General features: G+C 69.7%; 19 protein-coding genes and 1 pseudogene. 6 read left to right on the top strand and 14 right to left on the bottom strand.

The features are described from left to right. Positions 1–3: 3 nt before the first annotated feature. On the top strand, positions 4–747 hold the full coding sequence (locus tag ACZ3KP_RS29695) for an SDR family NAD(P)-dependent oxidoreductase (RefSeq protein ID WP_467503173.1): 744 nt from the start codon (positions 4–6) through the stop codon (positions 745–747). 67 nt (positions 748–814) lie between these two features. Here the strand turns inward: ACZ3KP_RS29695 and ACZ3KP_RS29690 are convergent, their stop codons facing one another. Then, positions 815–2,251 carry an RICIN domain-containing protein gene (locus ACZ3KP_RS29690; RefSeq protein ID WP_467503049.1) on the bottom strand — a complete coding sequence of 479 codons (1,437 nt, stop codon included), beginning with the start codon at positions 2,249–2,251 and terminating at the stop codon, positions 815–817. Between the two features lie 458 nt (positions 2,252–2,709). Here ACZ3KP_RS29690 and ACZ3KP_RS29685 point away from each other — a divergent pair, with 458 nt between their 5' ends. Beyond that, on the top strand, positions 2,710–5,010 hold the full coding sequence (locus ACZ3KP_RS29685; RefSeq protein WP_467503048.1) for an alpha-L-fucosidase: 2,301 nt from the start codon (positions 2,710–2,712) through the stop codon (positions 5,008–5,010). A 265-nt stretch (positions 5,011–5,275) separates the two neighbouring features. On the opposite strand, the gene ACZ3KP_RS29680 is transcribed toward ACZ3KP_RS29685, so the two are convergent. From ACZ3KP_RS29680 to ACZ3KP_RS29630, 11 genes are all read right to left on the bottom strand, one after another. Further along, positions 5,276–5,998 (bottom strand): FadR/GntR family transcriptional regulator, encoded by a 723-nt coding sequence (locus ACZ3KP_RS29680; protein ID WP_467503046.1) that lies wholly within the window; start codon positions 5,996–5,998, stop codon positions 5,276–5,278. Beyond that, positions 5,998–7,002, bottom strand: a complete 1,005-nt coding sequence (locus tag ACZ3KP_RS29675; protein WP_467503172.1) for an aldo/keto reductase — start codon at positions 7,000–7,002, stop codon at positions 5,998–6,000. The genes ACZ3KP_RS29680 and ACZ3KP_RS29675 overlap by 1 nt, the downstream gene beginning before the upstream one ends. Before the next feature lie 11 nt (positions 7,003–7,013). Next, positions 7,014–7,493: a bifunctional 4-hydroxy-2-oxoglutarate aldolase/2-dehydro-3-deoxy-phosphogluconate aldolase gene (locus ACZ3KP_RS29670; RefSeq protein WP_467503044.1), complete on the bottom strand. Its 480-nt coding sequence runs from the start codon at positions 7,491–7,493 to the stop codon at positions 7,014–7,016. After that, positions 7,490–8,251 (bottom strand): SDR family oxidoreductase, encoded by a 762-nt coding sequence (locus ACZ3KP_RS29665; RefSeq protein WP_467503043.1) that lies wholly within the window; start codon positions 8,249–8,251, stop codon positions 7,490–7,492. The genes ACZ3KP_RS29670 and ACZ3KP_RS29665 overlap by 4 nt, the downstream gene beginning before the upstream one ends. Beyond that, entirely contained in the window at positions 8,248–9,291 is a 1,044-nt protein-coding gene (locus ACZ3KP_RS29660; protein WP_467503041.1) for a zinc-dependent alcohol dehydrogenase, read from the bottom strand. The genes ACZ3KP_RS29665 and ACZ3KP_RS29660 overlap by 4 nt, the downstream gene beginning before the upstream one ends. Next, positions 9,288–9,725, bottom strand: a complete 438-nt coding sequence (locus tag ACZ3KP_RS29655) for an RbsD/FucU domain-containing protein (protein WP_467503039.1) — start codon at positions 9,723–9,725, stop codon at positions 9,288–9,290. Before ACZ3KP_RS29655 ends, ACZ3KP_RS29660 begins: the two co-directional genes overlap by 4 nt. Continuing rightward, the gene (locus ACZ3KP_RS29650; RefSeq protein ID WP_467503038.1) at positions 9,716–10,615 is read right to left on the bottom strand and encodes an amidohydrolase family protein; all 900 of its coding nucleotides are present in this window, start codon (positions 10,613–10,615) and stop codon (positions 9,716–9,718) included. The genes ACZ3KP_RS29655 and ACZ3KP_RS29650 overlap by 10 nt, the downstream gene beginning before the upstream one ends. After that, positions 10,608–11,933: an L-fuconate dehydratase gene (locus tag ACZ3KP_RS29645; protein ID WP_467503036.1), complete on the bottom strand. Its 1,326-nt coding sequence runs from the start codon at positions 11,931–11,933 to the stop codon at positions 10,608–10,610. Before ACZ3KP_RS29645 ends, ACZ3KP_RS29650 begins: the two co-directional genes overlap by 8 nt. A 92-nt stretch (positions 11,934–12,025) precedes the next feature. Continuing rightward, on the bottom strand, positions 12,026–13,069 hold the full coding sequence (locus ACZ3KP_RS29640; protein ID WP_467503171.1) for an ABC transporter permease: 1,044 nt from the start codon (positions 13,067–13,069) through the stop codon (positions 12,026–12,028). Positions 13,070–13,073: 4 nt separating this feature from the next. Next, the gene (locus tag ACZ3KP_RS29635) at positions 13,074–14,636 is read right to left on the bottom strand and encodes a sugar ABC transporter ATP-binding protein (protein WP_467503034.1); all 1,563 of its coding nucleotides are present in this window, start codon (positions 14,634–14,636) and stop codon (positions 13,074–13,076) included. 46 nt (positions 14,637–14,682) lie between these two features. Continuing rightward, positions 14,683–15,747 (bottom strand): sugar ABC transporter substrate-binding protein, encoded by a 1,065-nt coding sequence (locus tag ACZ3KP_RS29630; RefSeq protein WP_467503032.1) that lies wholly within the window; start codon positions 15,745–15,747, stop codon positions 14,683–14,685. A gap of 525 nt (positions 15,748–16,272) precedes the next feature. Here ACZ3KP_RS29630 and ACZ3KP_RS29625 point away from each other — a divergent pair. Beyond that, on the top strand, positions 16,273–18,096 hold the full coding sequence (locus ACZ3KP_RS29625; RefSeq protein ID WP_467503030.1) for an alpha-L-fucosidase: 1,824 nt from the start codon (positions 16,273–16,275) through the stop codon (positions 18,094–18,096). Positions 18,097–18,375: 279 nt separating this feature from the next. Beyond that, positions 18,376–20,319 carry an RICIN domain-containing protein gene (locus tag ACZ3KP_RS29620; RefSeq protein WP_467503028.1) on the top strand — a complete coding sequence of 648 codons (1,944 nt, stop codon included), beginning with the start codon at positions 18,376–18,378 and terminating at the stop codon, positions 20,317–20,319. A 115-nt stretch (positions 20,320–20,434) separates the two neighbouring features. On the opposite strand, the gene ACZ3KP_RS29615 is transcribed toward ACZ3KP_RS29620, so the two are convergent. Together ACZ3KP_RS29615 and ACZ3KP_RS29610 are read right to left on the bottom strand one after the other, a co-directional pair. Next, positions 20,435–20,722: a hypothetical protein gene (locus tag ACZ3KP_RS29615; RefSeq protein WP_467503183.1), complete on the bottom strand. Its 288-nt coding sequence runs from the start codon at positions 20,720–20,722 to the stop codon at positions 20,435–20,437. 321 nt (positions 20,723–21,043) lie between these two features. Then, a pseudogene (locus tag ACZ3KP_RS29610) lies at positions 21,044–21,346 on the bottom strand (carboxymuconolactone decarboxylase family protein); the annotation flags it as partial. 614 nt (positions 21,347–21,960) lie between these two features. Between ACZ3KP_RS29610 and ACZ3KP_RS29605 the strand changes: the two are divergent. Together ACZ3KP_RS29605 and ACZ3KP_RS29600 are read left to right on the top strand one after the other, a co-directional pair. Further along, complete coding sequence (locus tag ACZ3KP_RS29605) at positions 21,961–23,244, top strand: MFS transporter (RefSeq protein WP_467503027.1); 1,284 nt, start codon at positions 21,961–21,963, stop codon at positions 23,242–23,244. An 84-nt stretch (positions 23,245–23,328) separates the two neighbouring features. Continuing rightward, positions 23,329–23,979 carry an EthD domain-containing protein gene (locus tag ACZ3KP_RS29600; protein ID WP_467503025.1) on the top strand — a complete coding sequence of 217 codons (651 nt, stop codon included), beginning with the start codon at positions 23,329–23,331 and terminating at the stop codon, positions 23,977–23,979. Positions 23,980–23,983: the final 4 nt, after the last annotated feature.

The following is a 23,983-nucleotide window of genomic DNA, read 5'->3' as shown; positions in this document are numbered from 1 at the left end:
GAGGTGGGCGCCGAGCGGCTGCTCGGCAAAGTCGTCGTGGTCACGGGTGCGGCCCGTGGCCAGGGCACCGCGGAGGCGGACGCGCTGACCCGGGAGGGCGCCCACGTGATCGCCACCGACATCCGGCCGGAAGGCGGCTGCCGCCGCCTCGACGTGACCAGCATCCAGGAATGGGCCGACCTCGCCGCCGAACTGAAGGAGTCGTACGGGCAGGTGCACGGGCTGGTCAACAACGCCGGCATCACCTGGCGCGCCCGCCTCGGCGACATCAGGGCCGAGGACTTCGACCGGGTCCACGCCGTCAACGTCACCGGTCCGCTGCTGGGCATCCAGCACCTCGCACCGCTCATGCCCGCCGGCTCGTCCGTCGTGAACGTCGGCTCCTCGGCGGCCCTCACCGCCCACTATCCCGTCGCGTACACCGCGAGCAAGTGGGGGCTGCGGGGGCTGTCCAGGACGGCCGCGCTGGAACTCGGTCCACGCGGCATCCGCGTCAACACGATCCACCCCGGCTACATCGAGACGGAGATGACCGCCTCGGCCGCCCCCGCGTTCCGCGCGGCGAACATCCGCGAGACCCCGCTCGGCCGTACCGGAACCGTCGACGAGGTCGCTCCGCTGGTCGTGTTCCTGCTGTCGGACGAGTCGTCGTTCATCACCGGTGCCGACATCCCCGTCGACGGCGGGATGACCGCGCACGGCGGGGTCAAGTCGGTCTCCGACGCACTGCGCGAGGCGACCTCGTGAAGCGGCTTGAGGGCAAGGTCGCCCTGATCTCCGGGACGGCCCGGCACGGCTCTCGCCCCCGGTCCCGTCAGGCGGCGCGCTTCAGGAACTGTTGGTTGGTGCCGGTGCCGCAGGGCCACTGGATGAGGCGGGCGCCGTTCGCGGTGGAGGCGTCCTTCACGTCCAGGCACTTGCCGCTGTGCCGGGCGACGAGGTGGTAGTAGCCGTTGCCCTTGTCCTGGAAGAGCCACTGCTGGTTGGTGCCGGTGGTGCACTTGTACTGGTTGACGTAGGCGCCGTCCGCGGTGGAGGCGTTCGACACGTCCAGGCACTTGCCGCTGTGCTCGGCGACGATCTGGACGTAGCCGCCGCCGGCGTCGGTGAGCCGCCACTGCTGGTTGAGGCCGCCGTTGCAGTCGTATTGCAGGATGACCGCACTGTCGGCGGCGGAGTTGTCCGAGACGTCGACGCATCGGCCGCTGTGCCGGGCGACGAGGTCGTAGTACGGGCCGCCGCCCATGCCGTTGACCGTTCCGGCCGCCGTGTCGACGGCGATCCCCGGGTACCACGGCAGGTCCATGGTGGTGCTGGTGGGGAAGGTCAGCGGCAGCCAGACGTACTGGGAGTCCTCGACCGTGCCGCCCATGGAGTTGCCCCAGCGGTCACCCATGTACAGGTAGGAGGTGCCCGAGGTGCCCTGGACGGGCAGGACGAAGGCCGTCTGGGAGCCGTAGGCCGTGTCGTTGCCGACGTCGGTCATCGCGGTCCACGGGCCGGCCAGGCTGGTGGCGGTGGCGTACCGCTGCTGGTTGGGCTTCCAGCCGCTGTTGGCGGAGGTGAGCATGAAGTAGACGCCGCCCCGCTTGAACAGCGCCGGAGCCTCGCGGTAGGTGCCGGGCCACGGATCGGCGACCAGGCTGTCGACCCCCGTGTAGTCGGCGGTGAGCTTGAAGATGTCGAGGTCGGCGTTCTCGTTGGCGGAGGCGACCAGGTAGGCCGAGCCGTCGATGTCCTGGTAAAGGGTCATGTCCCGCGAGGTGATGCCGAGCGGCCTGAAGCTGCCCAGGTAGGTGTAGGTGCCGTCGACCGTGTCCGACACCGCGACGGCGACGCGGGCCTGGGTGTAGTCGGTCGCCAGTTCCTTGTGCATCCACATGACGTACTTGCCGGTGCTGCTGTTGTAGACGACCTTCGGGCGCTCGATGTCGGCGGAGGCGAGCTCGGCCGCGCTGTTCTGGGTGAGGACGTTGTTGCGGAACTCCCAGGTCTTCAGGTCCGTCGAGCGGTAGACCGACACGTACTTGAAGGAGTTGTCGGGGTTGCGGTTCTCGCCGAACCAGTAGTAGTAGGTGCCGACCTTGATGACGCCGCCGCCGTGGGCGTGGACCACGGCTCCGGTGGTGTCGGTGAACTGGGTCGCGTTGGTCACGGTCACGGAAGCGGCCTGTGCGGGCGCGCCGGTGGCCAGCAGCCCGGACACGCAGACGAGTACGGCGGACAGCAGCAAGCAGACACGACGGAGCATGGTTCGGCTCCTCTCGGGTGGCGGCTCATCCACCCGGCGACTTGGATAAATGTCGGAAGGTGTGCGTTTCTGCTGGAGCACGGTAGGGCCCGACAGGTGCCTCGTCAACGCTTCGAGCGAACCCGGTCTTTGATCCCTCATGCCTCCACTACGCTTCGATACATCCCATGTCTGGCTCGATCCCCGAAGCACTCACAGGGTTCCCCTGGGCTCTTCGCCGAAAGTTGCGTCATAACCCTGGACAGAAGCGCCATGCGTATTCGTTAATCCATCCAATGTCTTCGGGCGGAGTCGGACGGAGAGCGGGACTCTCATGGCTCCCCGGGCCCACCGGTCGAGCCGTGCCGACGCCTGACCCAGGGGCCGCCGCCCCGGGGCGCCTTTCTGACGATCAAACAGGAGGAACCACGTTGCCGGAATCCCTCTCACGCAGATCGGTTCTCGCCGGAATGGCGGCCATGACGGCGGCCGCCGCGGTCGGCTCCCTCGCGCTGACAACACCCGCGTACGCCGCAACGGCCGCCGCCCCTCTGCCACTGCCTCCCCTGCGCATCCCCGGGACCGACATGGGCCTCGAGCAGCAGCCCGACTCCAAGATCCAGTGGCTGCAGGACGCCAAGCTCGGCATGTTCGTCCACTGGGGCGTGTACTCGGGGCCGGCCAAGGGCGAGTGGTGGATGCACAACGCCCCGATCACGCCCTCCGACTACCAGAAGTACGTCACCGACGCCACGAGCGAGCAGTTCACCGCGGACGCCTACGACCCCACGGCCTGGGCGCAGTTGGCCAAGGACTTCGGGGCGAAGTACGTGACGCTGACGACGCGTCACCACGACGGTTTCGCGCTGTGGCCGCTGAACCACCCCAACAGCTGGAACTCCGGACAGGCGCCGCTGAACCGGGACTTCGTCAAGGACTACGTGGCGGCGGTGCGGGCGGCCGGGCTGAAGGTGGGCCTGTACTACTCGCCGATCAACTGGCGCTACCCCGGCTACTACGACGTGTACGGCACCAATTGCGCGACCAACCCCTGGAACTACACCACCGACCCCGCGCACAAGGAGAACGCGCGGATCATGAAGACCGAGGTGTACGAGTCGATCAAGGAGCTGGTCACCCAGTACGGCGTGATCGACGACCTGTGGTGGGACGGCGGCTGGCTGGCGGAGAAGGGCAGCGACGCCGATGCGGCGTTCTTCTGGGAGCCCGGGCAGTACCGGGACACCGCCAACCAGTGGCCGGTGGACACCGTTTACGGCGAGACCGACGCGTCCGGCAAGCCGCTGGGTCTGATGGGCATGGTGCGCAAGCACCAGCCCGACATCGTCGCCAACCTGCGCTCCGGCTGGCGGGGCGACTACATCAACGACGAGGGTCCCTCGGTGCCCACCGGGGCGGTCCGCACCGGGGACCTCGTCGAGAAGGTCTTCACCGTCGGCAGCTCCTGGGGCTACAACTCCGACGGCAAGGTGATGAGTTACGGCACCGCGATGAGCATCCTGGTCAACTGCTGGGTGCGGAACATGACCGCGATGGTCAACATCGGCCCGGACCGGCACGGCACCGTCTCCTCCGGGCAGGCGAGCCTCCTGCGCCAGATCGGGACCTTCATGACCGCCTGCGGCCAGTCCGTCTACGCGACCCGCGGCGGCCCGTGGAACCCCGTCGACGGCCAGTACGGCTTCACGTACAAGGACAACACCTTCTACGTCCACCTCCTGCCCGGCTACAGCGGCACCTCCTTCACCACCCCCTCGATCGGCGACGCCCAGGTCACCCGCGTCTTCGACGTGCGCTCCGGCGCCGGCCTCCCGTACACGGTCGGCACCGACGGCCGGGTCGCCGTCAGCGGCATCGACCGCACCACCCACCCCCAGGACAGCGTCATCGGCGTCACCCTCGACCGGTCCGTGCAGCCCGCCGACATCGCCGCCGGCAAGACCGCCACCGCCGACAGCGAGGAGACCTCCAAGGGCAACTACGCCGCCGACGCCGTCGACGGATCCACCTCCACCCGCTGGTGCGCGAACAACGGCGACACCGGCCACTGGCTCAAGGTCGACCTCGGCTCCACCCGCTCCCTGACCGGCACCCGCATCGCCTGGGAGCTGGACAAGACCAACTACCGGTACAAGATCGAGGGCTCCACGGACAACACCACCTGGACCACCCTCGTCGACAACACGGCGACGACCAGCACCAGCCAGGTCCAGATCGCCGTCTTCCGGGCGCAGGCGCGGTACGTCCGGGTCACGGTCACCGGTCTGCCCTCCGGCGTGTGGGCCTCCGTCCGCAACCTGGAGATCTACGACCGGCCCTTCACCGCAGACCTGGGCACCTTCAAACTGGTCAACCGCAACAGCGGCAAGGTGATGGACGTCAAGGACGCCTCGACCCTCGACGGCGCCGACATCATCCAGTACCCGTGGGGCGGCACCAGCAGCACCAACCAGCAGTGGAAGCTGGTGCCGAACACCGACGGCTCCTACCGGTTGATCTGCGTCAAGAGCGGCAAGGCCCTGGAGAGCCCCAGCGGCTCCGCCCAGGGCGCCCTCCTCGACCAGGCGACCGACGCCTCGGCCGACAACCAGTGGTGGACCCTGGTCCCCTCCAAGACCGGCGGCTACTACCGGCTCGTCAACGTGCGTACCGGATGGTGCGCCGACGTCAAGGACGGCTCGACCGCCGACAGCGCCTACGTGATCCAGTGGCCCATGAACGACGGCCCCAACCAGGACTGGCAACTCGTCGCGCTCTGAACGGCGAACCGTGGTGCCGGGCCGCACGCCGACCCGGCACCACGCCCGCACCTCCATCGCCTCCCCCTCGGAGCGCGATGTGCGTGGACGCCCAGAACGGCTGCACGGCCGACGGCACGCCGCTCATCGAGTGGCCGCCCACCACCGGCAGCAACCAGGAGTGGCAGATCGTCGCGCTGTGAGCCACCGGGGCGCCGCCTACGGCCTTACCGATCGACTTGCTCCTCGGGCTGAAGGGCGAGGGCCCCGGCCTTTGGGGCCGCCGTCACTCCTGGGCGGTCATGGCCCATGGGAGCGCTTGTTCCGAGCGCAGGTGCGCTCTCAGCCACTGCTCGGTGTTGCTGACGTGCAGGAGCGCGGCGGCCTGGCTGAGAGAGGTGTCGCGGGCGGACAGGGCGCGGAAGATCGCCTCGTGTTCGGCGAGGGTGCGGTCCGAGGCCTGGGTGTCGGCCAGGCCGCGCCAGATGCGGGCGCGCAGGGTACGCCCCGAGATGCTTTCCAGAAGGGTGAGGAGGGTTTCGTTGCCCGTGGCCGAGATGACGGCGCGGTGGAAGGCGGCGTCGTGGGCGTTGAGCCGCTCCACGTCGTCACGGGCTTCGCGCATGGCTTCCAGGTGCCACTCGACCTCGGCCAGTTGCTGGTCGGTGATGCGGGTGGCGGCCAGTGCGGTGGCGACCGGTTCCAGGAGGCGCCGTGTCTCCATGAGGTCCTGCAACGCGGTCGAGTCACCCTGCAGCAGTTCCACCGCACCGCCGAGCCCTTCCAGGAGCAGACTCGGCTGCAGGCTGGTCACATAGGTGCCGTCACCCCGCCGGACCTCCAGGACCCGGGCGACAGCCAACGCCTTGACGGCCTCCCGGGCGAGGTTGCGGGAGAGGCCCAGCTGGGCGGCCAGCTCCGGCTCCGGCGGGAGTTTCGAACCCGGTGGCAGCGCTCCGCTGCGGATCAACTCCCGGATCTGCGCTATGGCCCTGTCCGTCAGTGACATCACGGCCGCCTTCCGGGCCGGTGCGCCGTGGGCACGTCCGGCCTGATGAGTCCCCGGTCGCTGAGATCGTCCCAGAGGGCTTCGGGGACATGCCTGCGGTGGAGTTCCACGTTGCGTCCGACCTGTTCCGCGGTCCGCATGCCGACGGTGACGTTGATGACATGGGGATGGCTGAAAGGAAAGGCGAGCGCCGCCGCCGGCAGGGTCGTACCGTGCGCCGCGCACACCTCGGCGATGGCCCGGGCGCGGGCCACCACGTCGATCGGGGCGTCCTGGTAGTCGTACTTCATACCCTCGGTGGGCCGGTCCTGGGAGAGCAGGCCGGAGTTGAAGACGCCGACCGCGACGACGCTCTTGCCGTGTTCCTGCGCGGCGGGCAGGACGTCGTCGAGGGCGGACTGGTCGAGGAGGGTGTAGCGCCCGGCGAGCATCACCACGTCGGCGGCGGTCTCGCGCAGGAAGCGGGCCAGCATGGCGGACTGGTTCATGCCGGCGCCGATCGCTCCGATCACGCCCTGGTCGCGGAGCTCCGCGAGGGCGGGCATGGCCTCGTCGGCGGCCTGCCGCCAGTGGTCGTCGGGGTCGTGGAGGTAGACGATGTCGAAGCGGTCCAGGCCGGTGCGCCGCAGGGTTTCCTCTAGGGAGCGCAGGATGCCGTCGCGGCTGAAGTCCCATTGGCGGCGCAGGTCGTCGGGTACGACGAAGCCCTGGTCGTCGACGCCCTGCGGGTGTTCGTTGGGGACCAGGAGACGACCCACCTTGGACGAGACGACGTACTCCTCGCGGGGCCGGTCGCGCAGGGCGGTGCCGAGCCGGCGTTCGGACAGTCCGAGGCCGTAGTGCGGTGCGGTGTCGAAGTACCGGACTCCCGCGTCCCAGGCCGCCTCGATCGCGGCCTGCGCGTCGTGCGCCGGGGTGACTTTGTACAGGTTGCCGATGACGGAGGCCCCGAAGCCGAGTTCGGTCAGCTCGACGGGGGTGCTCCCGACTTTCCGGCGCCCCATGCTCGGACGTGTCAACTCTTCTCCTTGGGAAGCGGGGGCGGCGTGAGCGCCCATGGGACGGTCACCTCCTGACGGCGGCCGAACCGCCTGCGATGAAGGAACAGCTTGACCGTGTCGAGGCCGGCCTTCAGCGCGCGCATCAACTCCGTCGCCGTCGCCACGCCCGGTGCGACGGGCACCCCCAACTCGCGGGCCGCGGCGATGACTTCGTCGTCGAAGCCGGGCGAGACGAGGAAGCGGGCGCCGGCCGCCACGGCCCGTTCCGCCTGCTCCGCGGTGAGCACGGTCCCGGCACCGACGGTCAGAGCGCCGTGCGCCGCCATCGCCTTCACGACCCGTTCGACGTCGGGTGTGCGGAAGGTGACCTCCGCACAGCGGGCGCCGCCCGCCGCGAGCGCGTCGGCCAGGGGGCCGGCACTCGCGACGGACGGCACGGTGAGCACGGGCAGCAGACGCGACTCCGCCAGTAGGGCGGCCAGGCCGGTGGTCATCGTCCGAGCCAACCGCCGTCGACGGGCAGGGTGACGCCGTGGACGTAGTCGGAGGCGGGGGAGGCGAGGAAGACGGTGGCGCCGGCGAGGTCGTCGGCGGTGCCCCAGCGACCGGCGGGGATGCGCTCCAGGATGGCCTTGCTGCGTGCCGGGTCGTCCTGGAGTGCCTGGGTGTTGTCGGTGGCGATGTAGCCGGGCGCGATGGCGTTGACGTTGACGCCGTGCGGCGCCCACTCGTTGGCCAGCGCCTTGGTGAGACCGGCGACGCCGTGCTTGGCGGCGGTGTAGCCGGGGACGGTGATGCCGCCCTGGTAGCTGAGCAGGGAGGCGGTGAAGACGACCTTGCCCTGTCCACGGGCCACCATCGTGGCACCCACGGCCCGGGTGAGCGCGAACTGCGCGGTGAGGTTGACCTGGAGCACCAGCTCCCAGTCCGCGTCGGTGTGTTGGGCGGCCGGGGTGCGGCGGATGGTGCCCGCGTTGTTGACCAGGATGTCCACCGGGCGTTCGCGTCCGGCGAGGTCCTCGCCCAGAGCGCGTACGGCCGCCGGGTCGGCGAAGTCGGCGCGGATCGCCTCGAAGCTGCGCCCGGCGGCGAGGACGTCCTTCTCCACCGCGCTGCCGGACTCCTCCAGGTTCGCGCTCACCCCGATGACGTCCGCGCCGGCCTCGGCCAGTGCGCGGGCCATCGCCCGGCCGATGCCCCGCCGGGCGCCGGTGACGACGGCGAGCCTGCCGGTGAGGTCGAAGGCGCTCATACGGCGGCCTCCTGGGTTTCGTCGGTGCAGTCCACGAGGATCTTCATCACGTCTCCGCCGCCCTCCAGGGCCTCGAACGCGGCCGGCGCCTGCGTGAGCGGCACGACCTTGCTGATCAGCCGCTCGGCCGGAATGGTGCCGTCGGCCACCAGCGCCACCGCCTGCTCGAAGTCGGAGCGGTCGTACAACCGGGCTCCGACGAGGGTGAGTTCGCGCCAGAAGAAGCGGTGCAGGTTGACCTCGCGAGGCCGGGGATGGATCGCGACCAGGCAGAGGCGCCCGCGCACACCCAGCACTTCCACCGCGGTGTCCACGCCGCCCGCCGCACCCGACACCTCGAACGCGACGTCCGCTCCCGCCTCCCCGGTCCACTCCCCCACCAGCTCGGCCATGTCTCCGGCGGCCGGGTCCCACACGGTCAGTCCCAACTCCTCGGCGAGCCGCCGCCGGTGGGGGCTCAGCTCCACCACCCGGACATCCGCCCCGGCGGCCCGGGCCACCAGGGCGATCAGAACGCCGACCGGGCCGCCGCCGACCACGACGACCCGCTCGCCGTCGCGCACCCCGGCCCGGCCGACGTCATGCACGGCGACCGCGGTGGGCTCGACGAGGGCAGCCCGGTCCAGGGGCAGGGAATCGGGCAGCCGGACGAGCGTGGAGGCGGGCACCGTCCAGCGCTGCTGCATCGCACCCGGGGAGTCGATGCCGATGAAGTCCAGGTGCTGGCAGATGTGCTGGTGGCCGGCCTGGCAGGCGGGGCAGGTGCCGTCCCAGCGCAGCGGCATCACGGTGACCGCGTCCCCGGGCGCCCAGCCCGTCACGTCGGGGCCGGTGCGTACGACACGGCCGGACATCTCGTGCCCGATGACGGCGGGCGCGGCGACCCGGGCGTCCATGTCGCCGTGGAAGATGTGCAGGTCGGTACCGCAGATACCGACGTAGGCGGGGGCCAGCTCCACCTCACCGGGGCCCGGGGAAGAGGGTTCTGCGGGGGCCGTGTCCAGGGTGCGGGCAAAGAGGTATCGGGCGGCGATTGTCATCGTGTCGTCAGGGTCCCTTCAGCGCGGACGCCGATGGTCAGCAGCAGGTTGGCGTAGGTACGGGTGTCAGCGGTGACGATCGCCAGTGCCAGGTCGGGTGAGCGGGCGGCGTCGTAGAACTCGAAGCGGCCGAGCGCGTGGACCGGGACGGGCGCCAGCATCGTGCGGTACTCGGCGATGGCCGGTGGCTCCGGCTCGCCCTCGGGCGGCACCATCACATGGGCCGCCTCGACGGGCAGGGCGCGCAGCAGCACGTCGAGCACGGTGGTGACGTCGAGCAGCCCGGGGGCCAGGTTGAGGTGGACGGTCCTTGCGCGCTCGCCGGTGGCGGTGCTCGCCGGGTAGTGGCCGTCGGCGAGCAGCACGCGGGCGCCGTGGCCTGCTCCGGCCAGGGATTCGAGGATGCCGGGGTGCAGCAGTTCGGTCAGGAGCATGAGGTTCCCCCCTGTGGGGCGGAGTCGAGGCGGTAGAACGCCGTGGCGGTACCGGCGAGGACCGCCTCCGTCTCGGCGGCGGAACAGCCGGCCAGGAGTTCCTCGACGGTGGCGGCCCAGCGGTTCCAGCCGCCGGCGAGTGAGCAGACGGGCCAGTCGGAGCCGAACATCAGCCGGTGGGGACCGAAGGCGGAGAGCAGGACGTCCCACACCGGGCGGATGTCGTCGATGGTCCACGTGTCGTGGTCGGCCTCCGTGACCAGTCCCGACACCTTGCAGTGGACCTGGGGCTGTCGGGCCAGCATCCGCAACCGCTGTGTCCACTCGGCCAGTTCGCGCCTCGCGATGGGCGGCTTGCCGGCGTGGTCCAGGACGAGCGGCAGATCGGGGAGCCGCTGCGCGAGGAGGATCGCCTGGGGAAGCTGGTGGCTGCGGACCAGCACGTCGTATCCGAGCCCGCGCTCCCCCACCGCTCGCAACCCCCGTTCGACGTCCGGTCGTTGCAGCCAGTCGGGATCGGACTCCCCTTGGACGAGGTGCCGTACGGCCCGCAGATACCGGCCGTCGGGACCGGTCCGCAGGTCGTCGAGTACGTCGCCGACCGCGGGGGACGTCAGGTCCGCCCAGCCGACGACCGCGCCGATCAGCGGATCGCCGCCGGCCAGGGCGAGGAGGTCGCGGGTCTCGGGCACGGAGGCGATGCACTGCACGACCACCGTGCTCGTCAGCCGCCGTCCGGCGATCGACCGGGTCGCTGCCGAGCGCAGGGCGTGCGTTCCGAAACTGCGGCGGATCGGCTCGTGCCCCGGTTCGTCCAGCCAGGGCTGCGGCCGGACGTCCAGGTCCCACACGTGGTGGTGGGCGTCGACGAGGCCCTGGTTGTCAGACACGAGCGGTCCAGACGGGGCCGTCGGGGTAGGCGTACTCCTTGAAGGAGGCGGGGTGCATCTGGGCGCTCAGTCCGGGCAGGGTCGGGGCGAGGTAGTGGCCGTCGGCGATGCGGACCGGGTCGACGAAGTGCTCGTGCAGGTGGTCGACGTACTCGATGACCCGGTCCTCGGTGGTGCCGGAGACGGCGACGTAGTCGAACATCGACAGGTGCTGGACCATCTCGCACAGGCCGACGCCGCCGGCGTGCGGGCAGACCGGTACCCCGAACTTGGCGGCCAGCAGCAGGATCGCGATGTTCTCGTTGACTCCGCCGACCCGGGCGGAGTCGATCTGGACGATGTCCACCGCGCCGGCCTGGAGGAGCTGCTTGAAGACGACCCGGTTGGCGATGTGTTCGCCGGTGGCGACCTTGATGGGGCTGACCGCCTTGCGGACGGCGGCGTGGCCGAGGATGTCGTCGGGGGAGGTGGGTTCCTCGATCCAGTAGGGGTCGTAGGGGGCCAGGGCCCGCATCCAGTCGATGGCGGGCTGGACGTCCCATCTCTGGTTGGCGTCGACGGCGATGCGGATGTCCGGGCCGACGGTCTCGCGGGCGGTGCGCAGGCGCCGGATGTCGTCCTGGAGGTCGGCGCCGACCTTCAGCTTGATCTGGGTGAAACCGTCCGCGACGGCCTCGCGGGACAGGCGGGCGAGTTTCTCGTCGGAGTAGCCGAGCCAGCCGGGGGTGGTGGTGTAGGCGGGGTAGCCGCGTTCCAGGAGGCGGGCGACGCGCTCCTCGCGGCCCGGCTCGGCACGCCGCAGGATCTCCAGCGCCTCCTGGGGGGTGAGGGCGTCGGACAGCCAGCGGAAGTCGACCTGGGCGACCAGTTCCTCGGGGGACATCTCGGCCAGGAAGCGCCACACCGGCTTGCCCGCGCGCTTGGCGGCCAGGTCCCAGGCGGCGTTGACGACCGCGCCGGTGGCCATGTGGATGGCACCCTTCTCCGGGCCGAGCCAGCGCAGTTGGGGGTCGTGGACGAGGGAGCGGGCGAAGGCGCCGAGGTCGGAGCAGACCTCCTCGACCGACAGGCCGACCACGTGCGGGGCGAGGGTGGCGATGGCGGCGGCCTGGGCGTCGTTGCCGCGTCCGGTGGTGAAGGCCAGGGCGTGGCCCTCCAGCCCGTCGCCCGCATCGGTGCGCAGGATGACGTAGGCGGCCGAGTAGTCGGGCTCCGGGTTCATGGCGTCCGAGCCGTCGAGGTGCTCGGAGGTGGGAAACCGCACGTCCAGGACGTCCAGGGCGGTGATGCGGGAGGGTGCGGGCACGGGGGAGGACATGGCGGCAACTCCTGTGGGGAGCAAGGGAGGAGGTTCCCCTTGCGACGAGACGTGAACGCGGCGCAGGTCGGGCGGGCGGTGGGCCGCCCGGGTCACTCCTGGACCTTGCCGCCGGTGATGCGGGAGATGGCGAGGGCGACCAGGATGATCAGGCCGTTGAGGGCGCCGATCCACTGGGCGGGGACACCGCCCAGCGTGAGCACGTTCTGGATCATGAAGAGCAGCAGGATGCCGCAGAACGCGCCGAACATGGTGCCCTTGCCGCCGTTGAGGCTGATGCCTCCGATGACGGCGGCGGCGAAGACGGTGAAGATGTAGCCGTTGCCCTGTGCGGAGGCGACCGAGGCCAGGCGTCCGGAGAGCAGCAGTCCGGCGAGGGCGGCGAGCACACTGCCGGTGACGAGGACGATCCACAGCACGCGGTCGGTGCGGATGCCGGCCGCCTTCGCGGCGTCCACGTTGCCGCCGATGGCGTACAGGGAACGGCCGAAGCTGGTCCAGCCGAGCACCACGATCGCGACGGCGAACAGGGCCAGGCAGATCCAGATGGAGGCGGGCATGCCGAACCATTCGGCGGTGCCGAGGTAGAGCATCGACTGCGGCAGCTGGAAGAAGGTCTGGCCGCCGGAGATGCCGGTGAGGACGCCGCGCAGGACGATCAGCATGCCGAGGGTGACGATGAAGCCGTTGAGGCCGAAGCGGATGATCAGCAGCGAGTTGATCACACCGACGAGCGCGCCGACGGCGAGGGTCACGGGGACGGCCCAGGCGCCGGGCAGCAGTCCGAGCCCGTGGCCCGCGCCGACGGGCACCACCAGCCAGGCGGCGACACCGGGCGCGAGACCCATGGTGGACTCCAGGGAGAGGTCCATCTTCTTGACGATCAGGATCATCGTCTGGGCGAGGACCAGCAGGGCCATCTCGGACATGGTCTGCAGGACGTTGATCAGGTTGTCCGTCTGCAGGAAGACCGGGTTGACGATCTGTCCGACGATCGCGATGACCACGATGGCCGGGACGAGCGCCAGGTCGCGCAGCCGGGCCACGGATATCCGGCCACCGAACAGGCCGCTCCGCTTCGCCTGACGTTCCGGGCCCTTGGCCTCGGCGGCGTCCGCGAGGACGGTTTCAGGCATTGCCTCAGGCATTGAGGTCCACTCCTTCCATCGCGGCCACGAGGTCGTGGTCGTGCCAGCCGCGGGCTATCTCGGTCGTGACCCGGCCCTGGAACATCACCAGGACCCGGTCGCACATGCGCAGGTCGTCCAGTTCGTCGGAGGCGATGAGCACTCCGGTGCCGGACTCGGCGGTCTCCTCGACCTTGCCGAGGAGGAACTCCTTGGAGCGCACGTCCACACCGGCGGTCGGGTTGATCAGGACCAGCAGCCGGGGGTCGTCGGCCAGGGCACGCGCCATGACGACCTTCTGCTGGTTGCCGCCGGACAGCGCGGAGACGGGCAGCTCCGGTCCGGGGGTCTTGATGGCCAGTTTCTCGATCATGCCCTCGGCGAGCCGGTCGCGCCGGCCACGGCTCAGGAACCCGTTGGGACCGAGCCGCTTCGGCACGGACAGGGTGGCGTTGTCCGCGATCGACATGCCGGGGACGAAGCCCTGGTGGTGCCGGTCCTGCGGCACGAACCCGGCTCCGGCGGCGAGCGCCGCGGGCACGCTGCCCGGCCGGGGCCGCCGCCCCCCGATCTCCACCTCACCACCGTCCGCGGCCCGCAGCCCTACGACGGTTTCGGCGACCTCGGTACGACCGCTGCCGGCAGCCCCCGCGAGGCCGACGATCTCCCCGGCACCCACCCGGAAGGTGACGTCCTCATAGGTGCCGCCGCTCAGGCCCGTCACGGCCAGAGCCGCTGTCGCCCGGGAGTCGAGAGCGCTCGCCCGCTCCGCACGGCGGTCACCCGCCGCCTCGCCGGTCATGGCGGCGACGAGCTCGGCACGGGGCAGCTCGGCGACCGGTGCGGTCAGGATGTGCCGGGCGTCCCGGAACACCGTCACCATGTCGCAGATCTCGTAGACCTCCTGGAGGTGGTGACTGATGAACAGGAAGGTCACGCCCTGGCGTTGCAGGTCGCGGATGCGGTCGAAGAGCCGGTTGATGGCCGCCGCGTCGAGCTGGGCGGTGGGCTCGTCGAGGATGATGAACCGGGCCCCGAAGGACAGCGCCCGGGCGATCTCGACGAACTGCCGCTGCTCGACGCTCAGATCACCGGCCGGGGACTGCGGGTCGACGTCCACCGACCAGGCCGACAGCAGCTCCCGCGCTCCGTGGCGGACGCCGGTCCAGCTGATCAGCCGGTTGCGGCCGTGGTGGTGCCGGTTCAGGAACAGGTTCTCGGCGACGGTCAGGGTGGGGATGATCGTCGACTTCTGGTAGACGCAGGCCACGCGCTGCCGCCAGGCGTCGCGGTCGCTGAGCCGGGGGGCGGGCTCGCCGCCGAAGGTCACCGTGCCCTCGTCGGGGCTCTGAAGGCCGGTGAGAACCGACACCAGGGTCGACTTGCCGGCTCCGTTGCGGCCGACCAGGGCGTGGGTCTCGCCGGGCCTGATGGTGATCCGGGCGCCGTTGAGGGCCACGGTCTGGCCGAATCGTTTGACTATGCCCGCCGCCTCGACGACGGGCGGGGCTGCGGGGGCCCGCCCGTCGTCCGCCGGGGCGGGCGCGGGGGTGGCTGCTCGTTCCCCGTCGCTCATTTCAACCGCCTTGGTTCGCTAGCTGCTGGCTCGGCGTACTGCGCTGTCAGCCGATGTTGTTGGCCCACAGGGACTTGTCGTCGGGCTTGATGCTGGGGACCCCGTCGTAGGTGCCACCGTCGGCGGTGACCAGCGGGGCGGAGAGCTGGTCCTCCAGGAGGCCGGCGCGGACCTGGATGATGGTGCTGTCGTGGTCGGTCTTGCCGGGCTTGAACGTCTTGCCGTCGATCGCGGCCTTCAGGTAGTACAGCGCGTACTTGGCGTACAGGTCGGCGGGCTGGGAGACGGTGGCGTCGATCTTCCCGGCGGCGATGTCCTTCATCTCCTCGGGGATACCGTCGTTGGACACGACGAAGACGTGCTTCTTGTCCTGCGGGCCGACCAGCAGGCCCTTCTGCTTGAGGAGCTGGAGGGTGCCGGACAGGGCGAAGCTGGCCTCCATGTAGACGCCCTTGATGTCCGGGTTGGCGGTCAGGTCCGTCTGCAGCTTCTGCACGGCCGTGGCCCCGTCCCAGTTGGTGGCCTCGCCGAACACCTTGATGCCGGGGTAGTTCTTCTTCATGCAGTCGCTGAACGCCTCGGTGCGGTCACGGCCGTTGATGGAGTCCAGGCCGCCCTCCAGCATCACGACCTTGCCCTTGCCGCCCAGCTTGGCACCGAGGTACCGGCACGCCTTGTCGCCGTAGGCCCGGTTGTCGGCCCGCACGACCATGAACACCTTGCCGCTGTCGGGTCGGGTGTCGACGGTGACGACCGGGATCTTCTTCGCCTCCAGCTGCGCCAGGGTCGGCGCGATCGCCGCGGTGTCCTGCGGCGCCATCGCGATGCCCTTCACGCCCTGACTGATGAACGTCTGCGCGTTGGCGGTCAGTTTGGCGACGTCGTTCTGTGAGTTCGTCGTCTTCAGGTCCAGCCCCAGCTGCTTGGCGAACTCGGGCGTGTACTTGATGTACGAGTTCCAGAAGTCGCTGTCGGACCGCGGGTAGTCGACGCCCACGAGCGGCTTGCCGCCCGACGACGCCGCGGTGCCGGAGCCGCCGCTGCACGCGCTGAGCAGCGCCAGTGCCGAGAGGGTGGAGGCGGTGGCACGGAGGGCAGTCTTGAGTCTCATCGGTACTTCCTCGCGCTGGCCCCGAACCGGGGGAGGGGATTGTTTCGCCGGCGTGACTACTGGGTGTCGGGCACCGGATAGATGGGATGTTTATAGGGGTCGGTTGATGGCGTTGTCTAGATGGAGTGGGCGAAATTCCAGACCAAACAGATGCGAGCAATCCAATGACGCTGGCCAGGGAGACCTCGGCCAGATCGATCCATCCCATCTAAGTTGCGCATCTGTGATGCGTTGGCCCTTGCGCACGCACTCTCCGGGTGCTCGTGTCCGACCGGCTGCGTTCCGTCATGCATCCCATGTCTTGGGTCACCCTGTACGGCTGGGTCATGGCCAGCGACCAGCAAGCCTGTGAAACGGCGTCCGCAGCCTGGACAAGGAGTGCGGCCATGGCGGTTAATACATCCCATGTTCAGCGGAGCTGCTTGAGCTCCGACTGGCACGAGCCGCCGTGCTCCGCCGTCGGCGCTGTACTCCGACGAGTGGTTCTTGCACCCCCGTGTCCTTCACCCCTCCAGGAGCCGCACCATGCCCTCCGCCCCCCTCAGCAGACGATCCCTGATCAAGGCCGCGGCGCTGGCCGGCGGTGCGGTGGCGTTCGGTCTGCCACAGACCCTGTGGCCCACCACCGCCGAGGCCTACACCGTCTCCTCGAAGCTGGACTGGTGGTACCAGGCCCGGTTCGGGATGATCATCCATTTCGGGTCCTACTCCCACCTCGGGCAAGGCGAGTGGGCGTTCGACACCCAGAACTGGAGCAAGTCCGCCTACCAGACCCAGGTCACCCAGGGGTTCAACCCGGTCAGCTTCAACGCCGGCCAGATCGCCGATCTCGCCAAGAACGCCGGCATGAAGTACCTCGTGATCACCACCAAGCACCACGAGGGCTACGCGATGTGGGACTCCAACGTCGCGGGCTTCACCGACGTCACCGGCACCAAGCTCTACAACCTGCACGACTACAACGGCTTCCAGCGCGACCTGCTGGGCGAGATGAAGGCCGCGTGCGACGCCCGGGGCATCAAGTTCGGGCTCTACTACTCGATCCTCGACTGGAACCACCCCTCGCAGACCTGTGACAGCGCCAGGGGCTTCTCCACCATGTCGTCGACGACCGCCCGCACCGGCTACATCAACGACATGAAGGCCCAGTTGACGGAGCTGATGAACAACTACAGCCCGGCCCTGCTGTGGTTCGACGGCGACTGGTGCCAGGACCTCGCCACGCCCACCCTCGCCGACTGGTGGAACAAGGCCGACGGCGTGGACCTGTACAACTGGCTGACCACGAACTGGCCGAACGTCGTCATCAACGAACGCGTCAAGCGGGACGACGGCCTCGGTGACTTCGCGGTGGCGGAGTTCGGCATCCCCACCGAGCCCGTGGACCGGCCGTGGGAGTACGGCACCACCATGAACGGCGCCTGGGGCTACGACGCGAGCAAGGAATCCAGCTACCGCTCGCTCAAGACCATCATCCAGGAGCTGGTACTCATCGTCTCCCGGGACGGTAACTACATGCTCAACATCGGCCCCGACGGCGGCCACAACGCGGACGGCACCGCGAACGACGGCCACGTCACCGCCGGGGCGCAAAGCATCCTGAACGGCCTGGCCTCCTGGATGGCCACCTACTCCGACAGCATCTACGGCACCAGCGGCAGCCACGTCAGCACCGAGCCGTCCTGGGGCAAGATCACCAAGAAGAACGGCAAGCTGTTCGCCCACGTCTTCACCTGGCCCACGAACGGCACCCTGGGGATTCCCGCGGTGTCCAACACGATCAACCGCGTCTACCTGATGAACAACCCCTCGGTCTCGCTCAGCTACTCGGTCAGCGGCGGCCGGATCAACGTCCAGGTGCCGGCCACCGCGCCCGACTCCAACGTCTCCGTGGTCTGCGTCGAGGTCACCGGCATGCCGGCCGTCCTCGCCAACGGCGTCTACACCTTCGCCTGCTCCCGCAGCGGCAAGGCCCTGGACGACGCCAACGTCAGCACCGACGGCGGCCAGATCATCCAGTGGACCCTGAACAGCGGCTCAGCGCAGCAGTGGACGGTCACCGACCTGGGCCACGGCTACTACAAGCTGATCTCCGTCCGCAGCGGCAAGGCCCTCGACAACAACAACAGCACCTCCGACGGCACGGCGGTGGTGCAGCGGACCGACGACAGCAGCCGGCAGCAGCAGTGGGCCGTCACCTCGCTCGGCAACGGCGGGTACCAGCTCGTCAACCGCGTCAGCGGCAAGGCGCTGGACAACGGCAACACCACCACCGACAGCAGCCCGATCATCCAGTGGACCCAGAACGGCGGCTCGCCCCAGGTCTGGAACGCGGCCAAGGTGGGCTGAGCACCCGTACCAAGCGCTCGGAACGGAACAGCGCATCGCCGGGGCGGCCTCCGTCTCGGCGGTGCGCCGAGGGGCCTTGCGAAACATGGCATGTCTACGGCGGCACGAACACCAATAAACGGCGTAAACGGTTTCTTCTGCTCCGTTCCTGAGCACATTCGTCCGCTTACCTGTTGACACCGGGCAGCTACATCACCGACCTTCATGCGTAACAATCGGCGCCCGCAGCCGCCTCACCCCCCGACATCACAGAGCCACCCGAAACCCGGGAGTACACCCATGCTGTCAGGAAGAGGATTGTCCCGCCGTACCCTGCTGAGCGCCGCCGGCGCCGCCGTGGCCGCGAGCGCACTGCCCGTGCTGCCCGGCTTCTCCCGCCTGCTCCCCCAGGCGGCCGCCGCGGACATGCAGACCAATCTCAGCAACCTGGTGAACATGCGGTTCGGCATGTTCAACCACTTCAACATGGGCACGTTCACCAACGAGGAGTGGGCCACACCGAACCAGGACCCCACCCTCTTCGCGCCCACGGCGGTCAACTGCGACCAGTGGGCGGCGGCCGCGGCCGCGGCGCAGATGAAGTACGGGGTGCTGACCACCAAGCACCACGACGGCTTCTGCCTCTGGCCAAGCGCCTACAACAGTTACAACGTCGCCCACAGCTCCTACAAGCAGGACATCGTCGCGCAGTACGTGACCGCCTTCCGGGCCCGGAACCTGAAGGTCGGTCTGTACTTCTCCATCTGGGACCGCACCTACAACGTGCAGGCCTACGACACCCGCCACAACGTGGCCGCCGACCAGGCCGTCCAGCCCGGCGACATCACCTACATCCTCGGCCAGATCACCGAACTGCTCACCAACTACGGCACCATCGACATGTTCATCACGGACGGCTACGCCTGGCAGATGGGCCAGCAGGCCGTCCCCTACCAGCTCATCAGGGAACATGTGAAGTCCCTGCAGCCCGACATCGTGATGATCGACCACGGCGGGCTGTCGGTCCCCTTCCTCGGCGACGCCATCTACTTCGAGGAGCCTCTCGGCATCACCTCACCGACCGGCAACACCTATGCCTCGCTGCAGGGCCAGACGATCAGCAACGGTTGGTTCTGGCACCCGTCGACGCCCACGGAGTCGTTGCTGAGCCAGCAGACCATCCTCTCCCATCTGGGGGACCTGGAGCCCAAGTACACCTCGTTCATCCTCAACTGCCCGCCCAACCGCGACGGTGTGCTGGACAACAACATCGTCCAGCGGCTCACCGACGTCGGCAACGCCTGGGGCGGTCCCAACGCCAACCGGCCGCCCCTGCCCACTCAGATGCTCCGCGTCGAACACCCGGTGACCCCCGTGGCCGCCTACGCCACCGCGTACCACACCGGCGAAGGTCCCCTGAACGCCATCGACGGCCTCAGCGACAAGAACTTCGAGACCTGCTGGTCCACCTGGAGCCTGCCGCTGCCGCAGAGCATCACCATCGACCTCGGCGGCGTATGGAGCAACATCTCCAGCCTGGAGTACCTGCCCAAGCAGTGGAACCGCAGCAACACCACCGACGGCGACATCACCGCCTGCACCATCTCCACCAGCACCGACGGTGTCACCTTCACCCAGGTCGCCGCCGCCTCCTGGGCCGGCGACCGCACCACCAAACTCGTCGAATGGCCGGCCCGCGACGCCGCTTTCGTCCGCATCCAGGTCACCGCCGCGACCGGCGGCTACGCCAACATCGGCAACCTGCGCGTCGGCGGCCGCACCGCAACGCCCACCCGGGTCTCCCCCCTCTTCCCCGGCGACGGCACCGTGTACCGCCTCGTCGCCCGCCACAGCGGCAAGGCCGCCGACGCCACCGGAGGCAAGACCGCCGACAACACGCCCGTCATCCAGTGGCCCTGGCAGAACCACTCCAACCAGAAGTGGACCATCGTCCCGGCCGACAACGGCTACTACAAGATCCGCAACGTCAACAGCGGCACCCTCATGGAAATCGGCGGACTCTCCCGCGCGAACGGCGGCACCGCCGACATCTGGAGCGACGCCGGCGCACCCCAGCAGCACTGGGCCGTCACCCCCACCGGCGACGGCTACTACCTCCTCACCAACCGGCTCAGCGGCCTGTCCCTCAACGTCGACAGCGGCTCCACCGCCGACGGAGCCGCCATCAACCAGTGGAACTACACCACCCTCCCCCAGCAGCAGTGGCAGATCATCCCCTCCTGACAAGGGGTCGCAAGAGACGTGCACCGGCGCGCACCGGCGCCGGATGCCCGCCTCGGGTCCTCGAACGCTGGAGCGTGATCAACCAGGTTCTGCCCGGCGAGGGCTCGCAGAGGCGTCACGAGCGCGCGCAGAAGACGATGCCCTTGTGCATGGGGTGCGACCAGTCGACGTTCTTCGACTCGTCCTCGTGCTCGCGGAAGTTGCCGGAGGTGTGGAAGAACTTCTTGGGCACGATCGGCGCACGCAGCGTCACGTCGTCCAGGGCGAGGCGTTCCCCGCTCTCCGAGACCCTGCCGTCACGCTCGAAGTACTCGCGCGTCGAGCCCACTTCCAGGGGAATGACAAGCCGCTCCGCCAGCTCCAGCCGCCCGACGCGACCGTCGTCGAAGGTGATCAGTTTCATGGTGTCCCGCTTTCGGTGTGTGGTGTGTCGCGGTGCTCCGCCTGGTCTGCCTGATCCACCGGGCCTTCGCCCGCGAAGACCCGCAGCTGAAGGGCCAGCAGCGCGTAGTAGCCCACCAGCGCGGTGAGTTCGAACAGACCTCGCTCTCCCCACGCGGCCACCGTCTCGGCGTACTCGCCGTCGCTCAGCGCCCTGGTTCGGGTCAGCGCGGCGGTCGCGAGCAGCGCCGCCCGCTCCGGCCGCGTCCGGCAGGTCCGGCAGTCCGCCGGCGCGCAGGGCGTCCAGCTCGGGTTCGGTCAGGCCGTGCGTCCGGCCGACGGCCTCGTGGGCCGCCCACTCGAAGGCACTCCCCCAGTGGGCGGCGACGACCAGGACGGCCATCTCGCGCACACGGTCGGACAGGATGGACTCGTAGCGCACCGCCGCCCCGACCGCCTGGACGGCCGGCCCGACGGGCGGGCTGAGCGGCGTCGCGTTGAACGGTCCGCGCAGCCGACCTTCCTCGTCGACGAGGGCGAACGCCTGTGGTCCCGCGGCCCGGGGGCCTGCGGTGACGGCCCGGTAGACCTCGCTCTGCTGCTCGTCCAGCTCGCCGGGCAGCAGTCCGGCAAGGCGTGCGGTCATCCGCACTCCCTTCGAGACAGGTCCCGTCGCGATCCTGCTCCGGCCTCACCGGCCGCGCAGGCGTTCCTGCGTCTCGCGCTCACCCGCCTGCCCGGGCCGGGAGCACCTGGGTTGGAGGAGGTACCGGGTTCGGCCGGGTCCGGCGAACGGTGACGGGCTGCTGCCCGCACCGTCGGACGGTGCCCCCGGCGGCAGTGTGCCGCAGGCAGCGGTGACCGCTCGTCCGCACGACGACGGCAGTCCTCGACACCCGTTGCGTGGCCGGCACCGGCACCCCGTACGACCAGGGCCCGGCCCTGTCGCCGGAGTACTGCCGGAAGGCGGGGCCCCGCACGTGCCCGGCATCCAGGAACCGGATGATTCACATCAGCGATCTCGATCGGACGAGGGCTAGGCAGGCCCTGCCCGCTGCCCGATAGTCGTCTCAACCCGACGTCCGAGCCGCACCGTCAGCCGCTGCCCCAACCCCGCCGTACGTCGCGGCGCGCCGGCCCGCCGCGACGTCCGGCCGTCATGGGCGCCGCTGCCGCGAGCCTGCTCACGGGTACCGGGCGGCCCGGCCACCACGGCCGAACCATCCCGCCCCCTCCCGACACGCCACGTGGAGATCCCGCATGCCTGCACCCGTGCCCCCGCCCCCGCCTCCGCCGTCCACGACGGACGCGTCCGTCCCCACCGAACAGGTCGTGACCGGTCCCGGACACCGGCTTCGCCTCACGCTGCTCATGGCCGGCGCATGTCTGCCCATCCTGGGGGCCGTGCTCATCGCCCCCGTCCTGCCGCAGCTGCACGACCACTTCGCCACCGTCCGGGGCGTCGACGTGCTCGTCCCCATGGCCCTGACGATCCCCGCCCTGTCACTGGCCCTGCTGGCCCCCTTCGCCGGCGTCCTCGTGGACCGGCTCGGCCGCAAAGGCCTCCTCGTCACCGCCACCGTGGTGTACGCCTTGCTCGGCACCGCGCCCCTGTGGCTGGACTCCCTCGGCGCCATCGTCGCCAGCCGTGCCCTCGTCGGTGTCACCGAGGCAGCCATCATGACCTGCAGCACCACACTGATCGGCGACTACTACTCCGGCCGGCAACGCGACCGCTATCTCGCGATGCAGACGATGTGCGCCGCGATCTCCGCGACGGCCTTCCTCGTCCTGGGCGGTGCGGCCGGATCGGCCGGCTGGCGCGCACCGTTCTGGGCCTACGCCATGAGCCTGCTCCTCGCCCCCGCCATGGCCGCCTTCCTGCCCCGGCCCCGGTCCGACGAGCACGCCAAGGCCTCCTCCCCCACCGTCTCGAAGCCGATGGCCAGGCGCCCCTTCCCGTGGCGCGCGTTGGCGGGCACCTGCGCGCTGACCGTCTTCGGCGCCGTCCTCTTCTACACCCTCCAGGTGGAGATGTCGTTCCTCCTGGACGACATGGGCGTGAGCAACTCCGGCGTGATCGGACTGGCCACCGCCATCACCAGTGCCGCGATCGTGGTCGGCTCCGTGGTCTTCGCCAAGGCCGGCCGCAGCCCGCAAGCCTGGCTGCCCACCGCCTTCGGCCTGTGCGCCCTCGGCTTCGCGGTGGTCTGGCTCGCCCCCAACCCGGTCCTGCTGACCCTCGGTGCCGTCGTCAATTGCCTCGGTGGCGGCATCATGCTGCCCAGCCTGCTCACTCTCGCCATGTCCAAGCTCCACTACGCCGACCGTGGCCGCGGCACCGGCCTGTGGACGGGTTCCTTCTTCCTCGGCCAGTTCCTCTGCCCGCTCGTGGCCCTCGCCCTCACCTCCGCCGTCGGCACTCTGTCGAACGCGATGGGAGTACTCGCCCTCGCCGCAGCCGCCGCCACCGCCGCGCTCGGCCTCGCCGCCCGGACTCGGACGGCGGCGGTTCCGGAGCCGATGCGACAGATGGCCGACTGACCAGTCCGTCCAGGTCGGTACCGCAGACCTCACCACGCCGGCGGTGCCGACCGCCACTCCTTGCGAACGTCCGAACGGAGAACGATGCTGACCCTGATCGCCGCCGCCCGCCGCAAGCCGGGCATGACACACCGGGCGTTCCTGCACCACCTTCACCACGTGCACGGGCCCCTGTCCGCCGCGAACCCTCTCCGCATCCGGCGTTACGTCCAAAACCACGTGTTCGACGCGTCCTTCGGGACCGAGGGGGACTCGGCCCACCTGACCGAGTTCGGCCGGGACTCCGTCACCGAGCTGCGGTTCGACGACATGGAGGCACTGGCCGCCACGATGTCCGACCCGTACGTGCGTGAGGTCATCGCTCCCGACGGCGCCCGGTTCAGCGACCTGCCAAGTGCCCTGGCCCTGCTGACGCGCACCGAGGTGCTGGTGCCGCCACCGGCGTCCGACGGGGAGGCGGCTCCCGTGAAGGTGCCCCACTTCGTCCACGCGGCGCAGGGACTCAGCCAGGACGACGTCGTCGGCCGGTGGCGGGCCGCCCATGAACAGGTACTCGCCGAAGAGGACTCACCGGCCGAAGCGGTGCGCGGATGTGTCCAGCACCGTCAGGTGCCTGGAGACGAGAGGGCGTTCCCTGCCGGATTGTCACGTGAGGCTCTGACCAGCGTCTTCACAGAAGTCCTTCCGCCTGACAGAAGCCGCCTTGCCGAGCCGATGCAGGCCTCACGACCCTGATTCC

The organism is Streptomyces sp. NPDC020958 (assembly GCF_055562175.1).
This window is presented reverse-complemented; position numbering and strand designations above follow the sequence as displayed.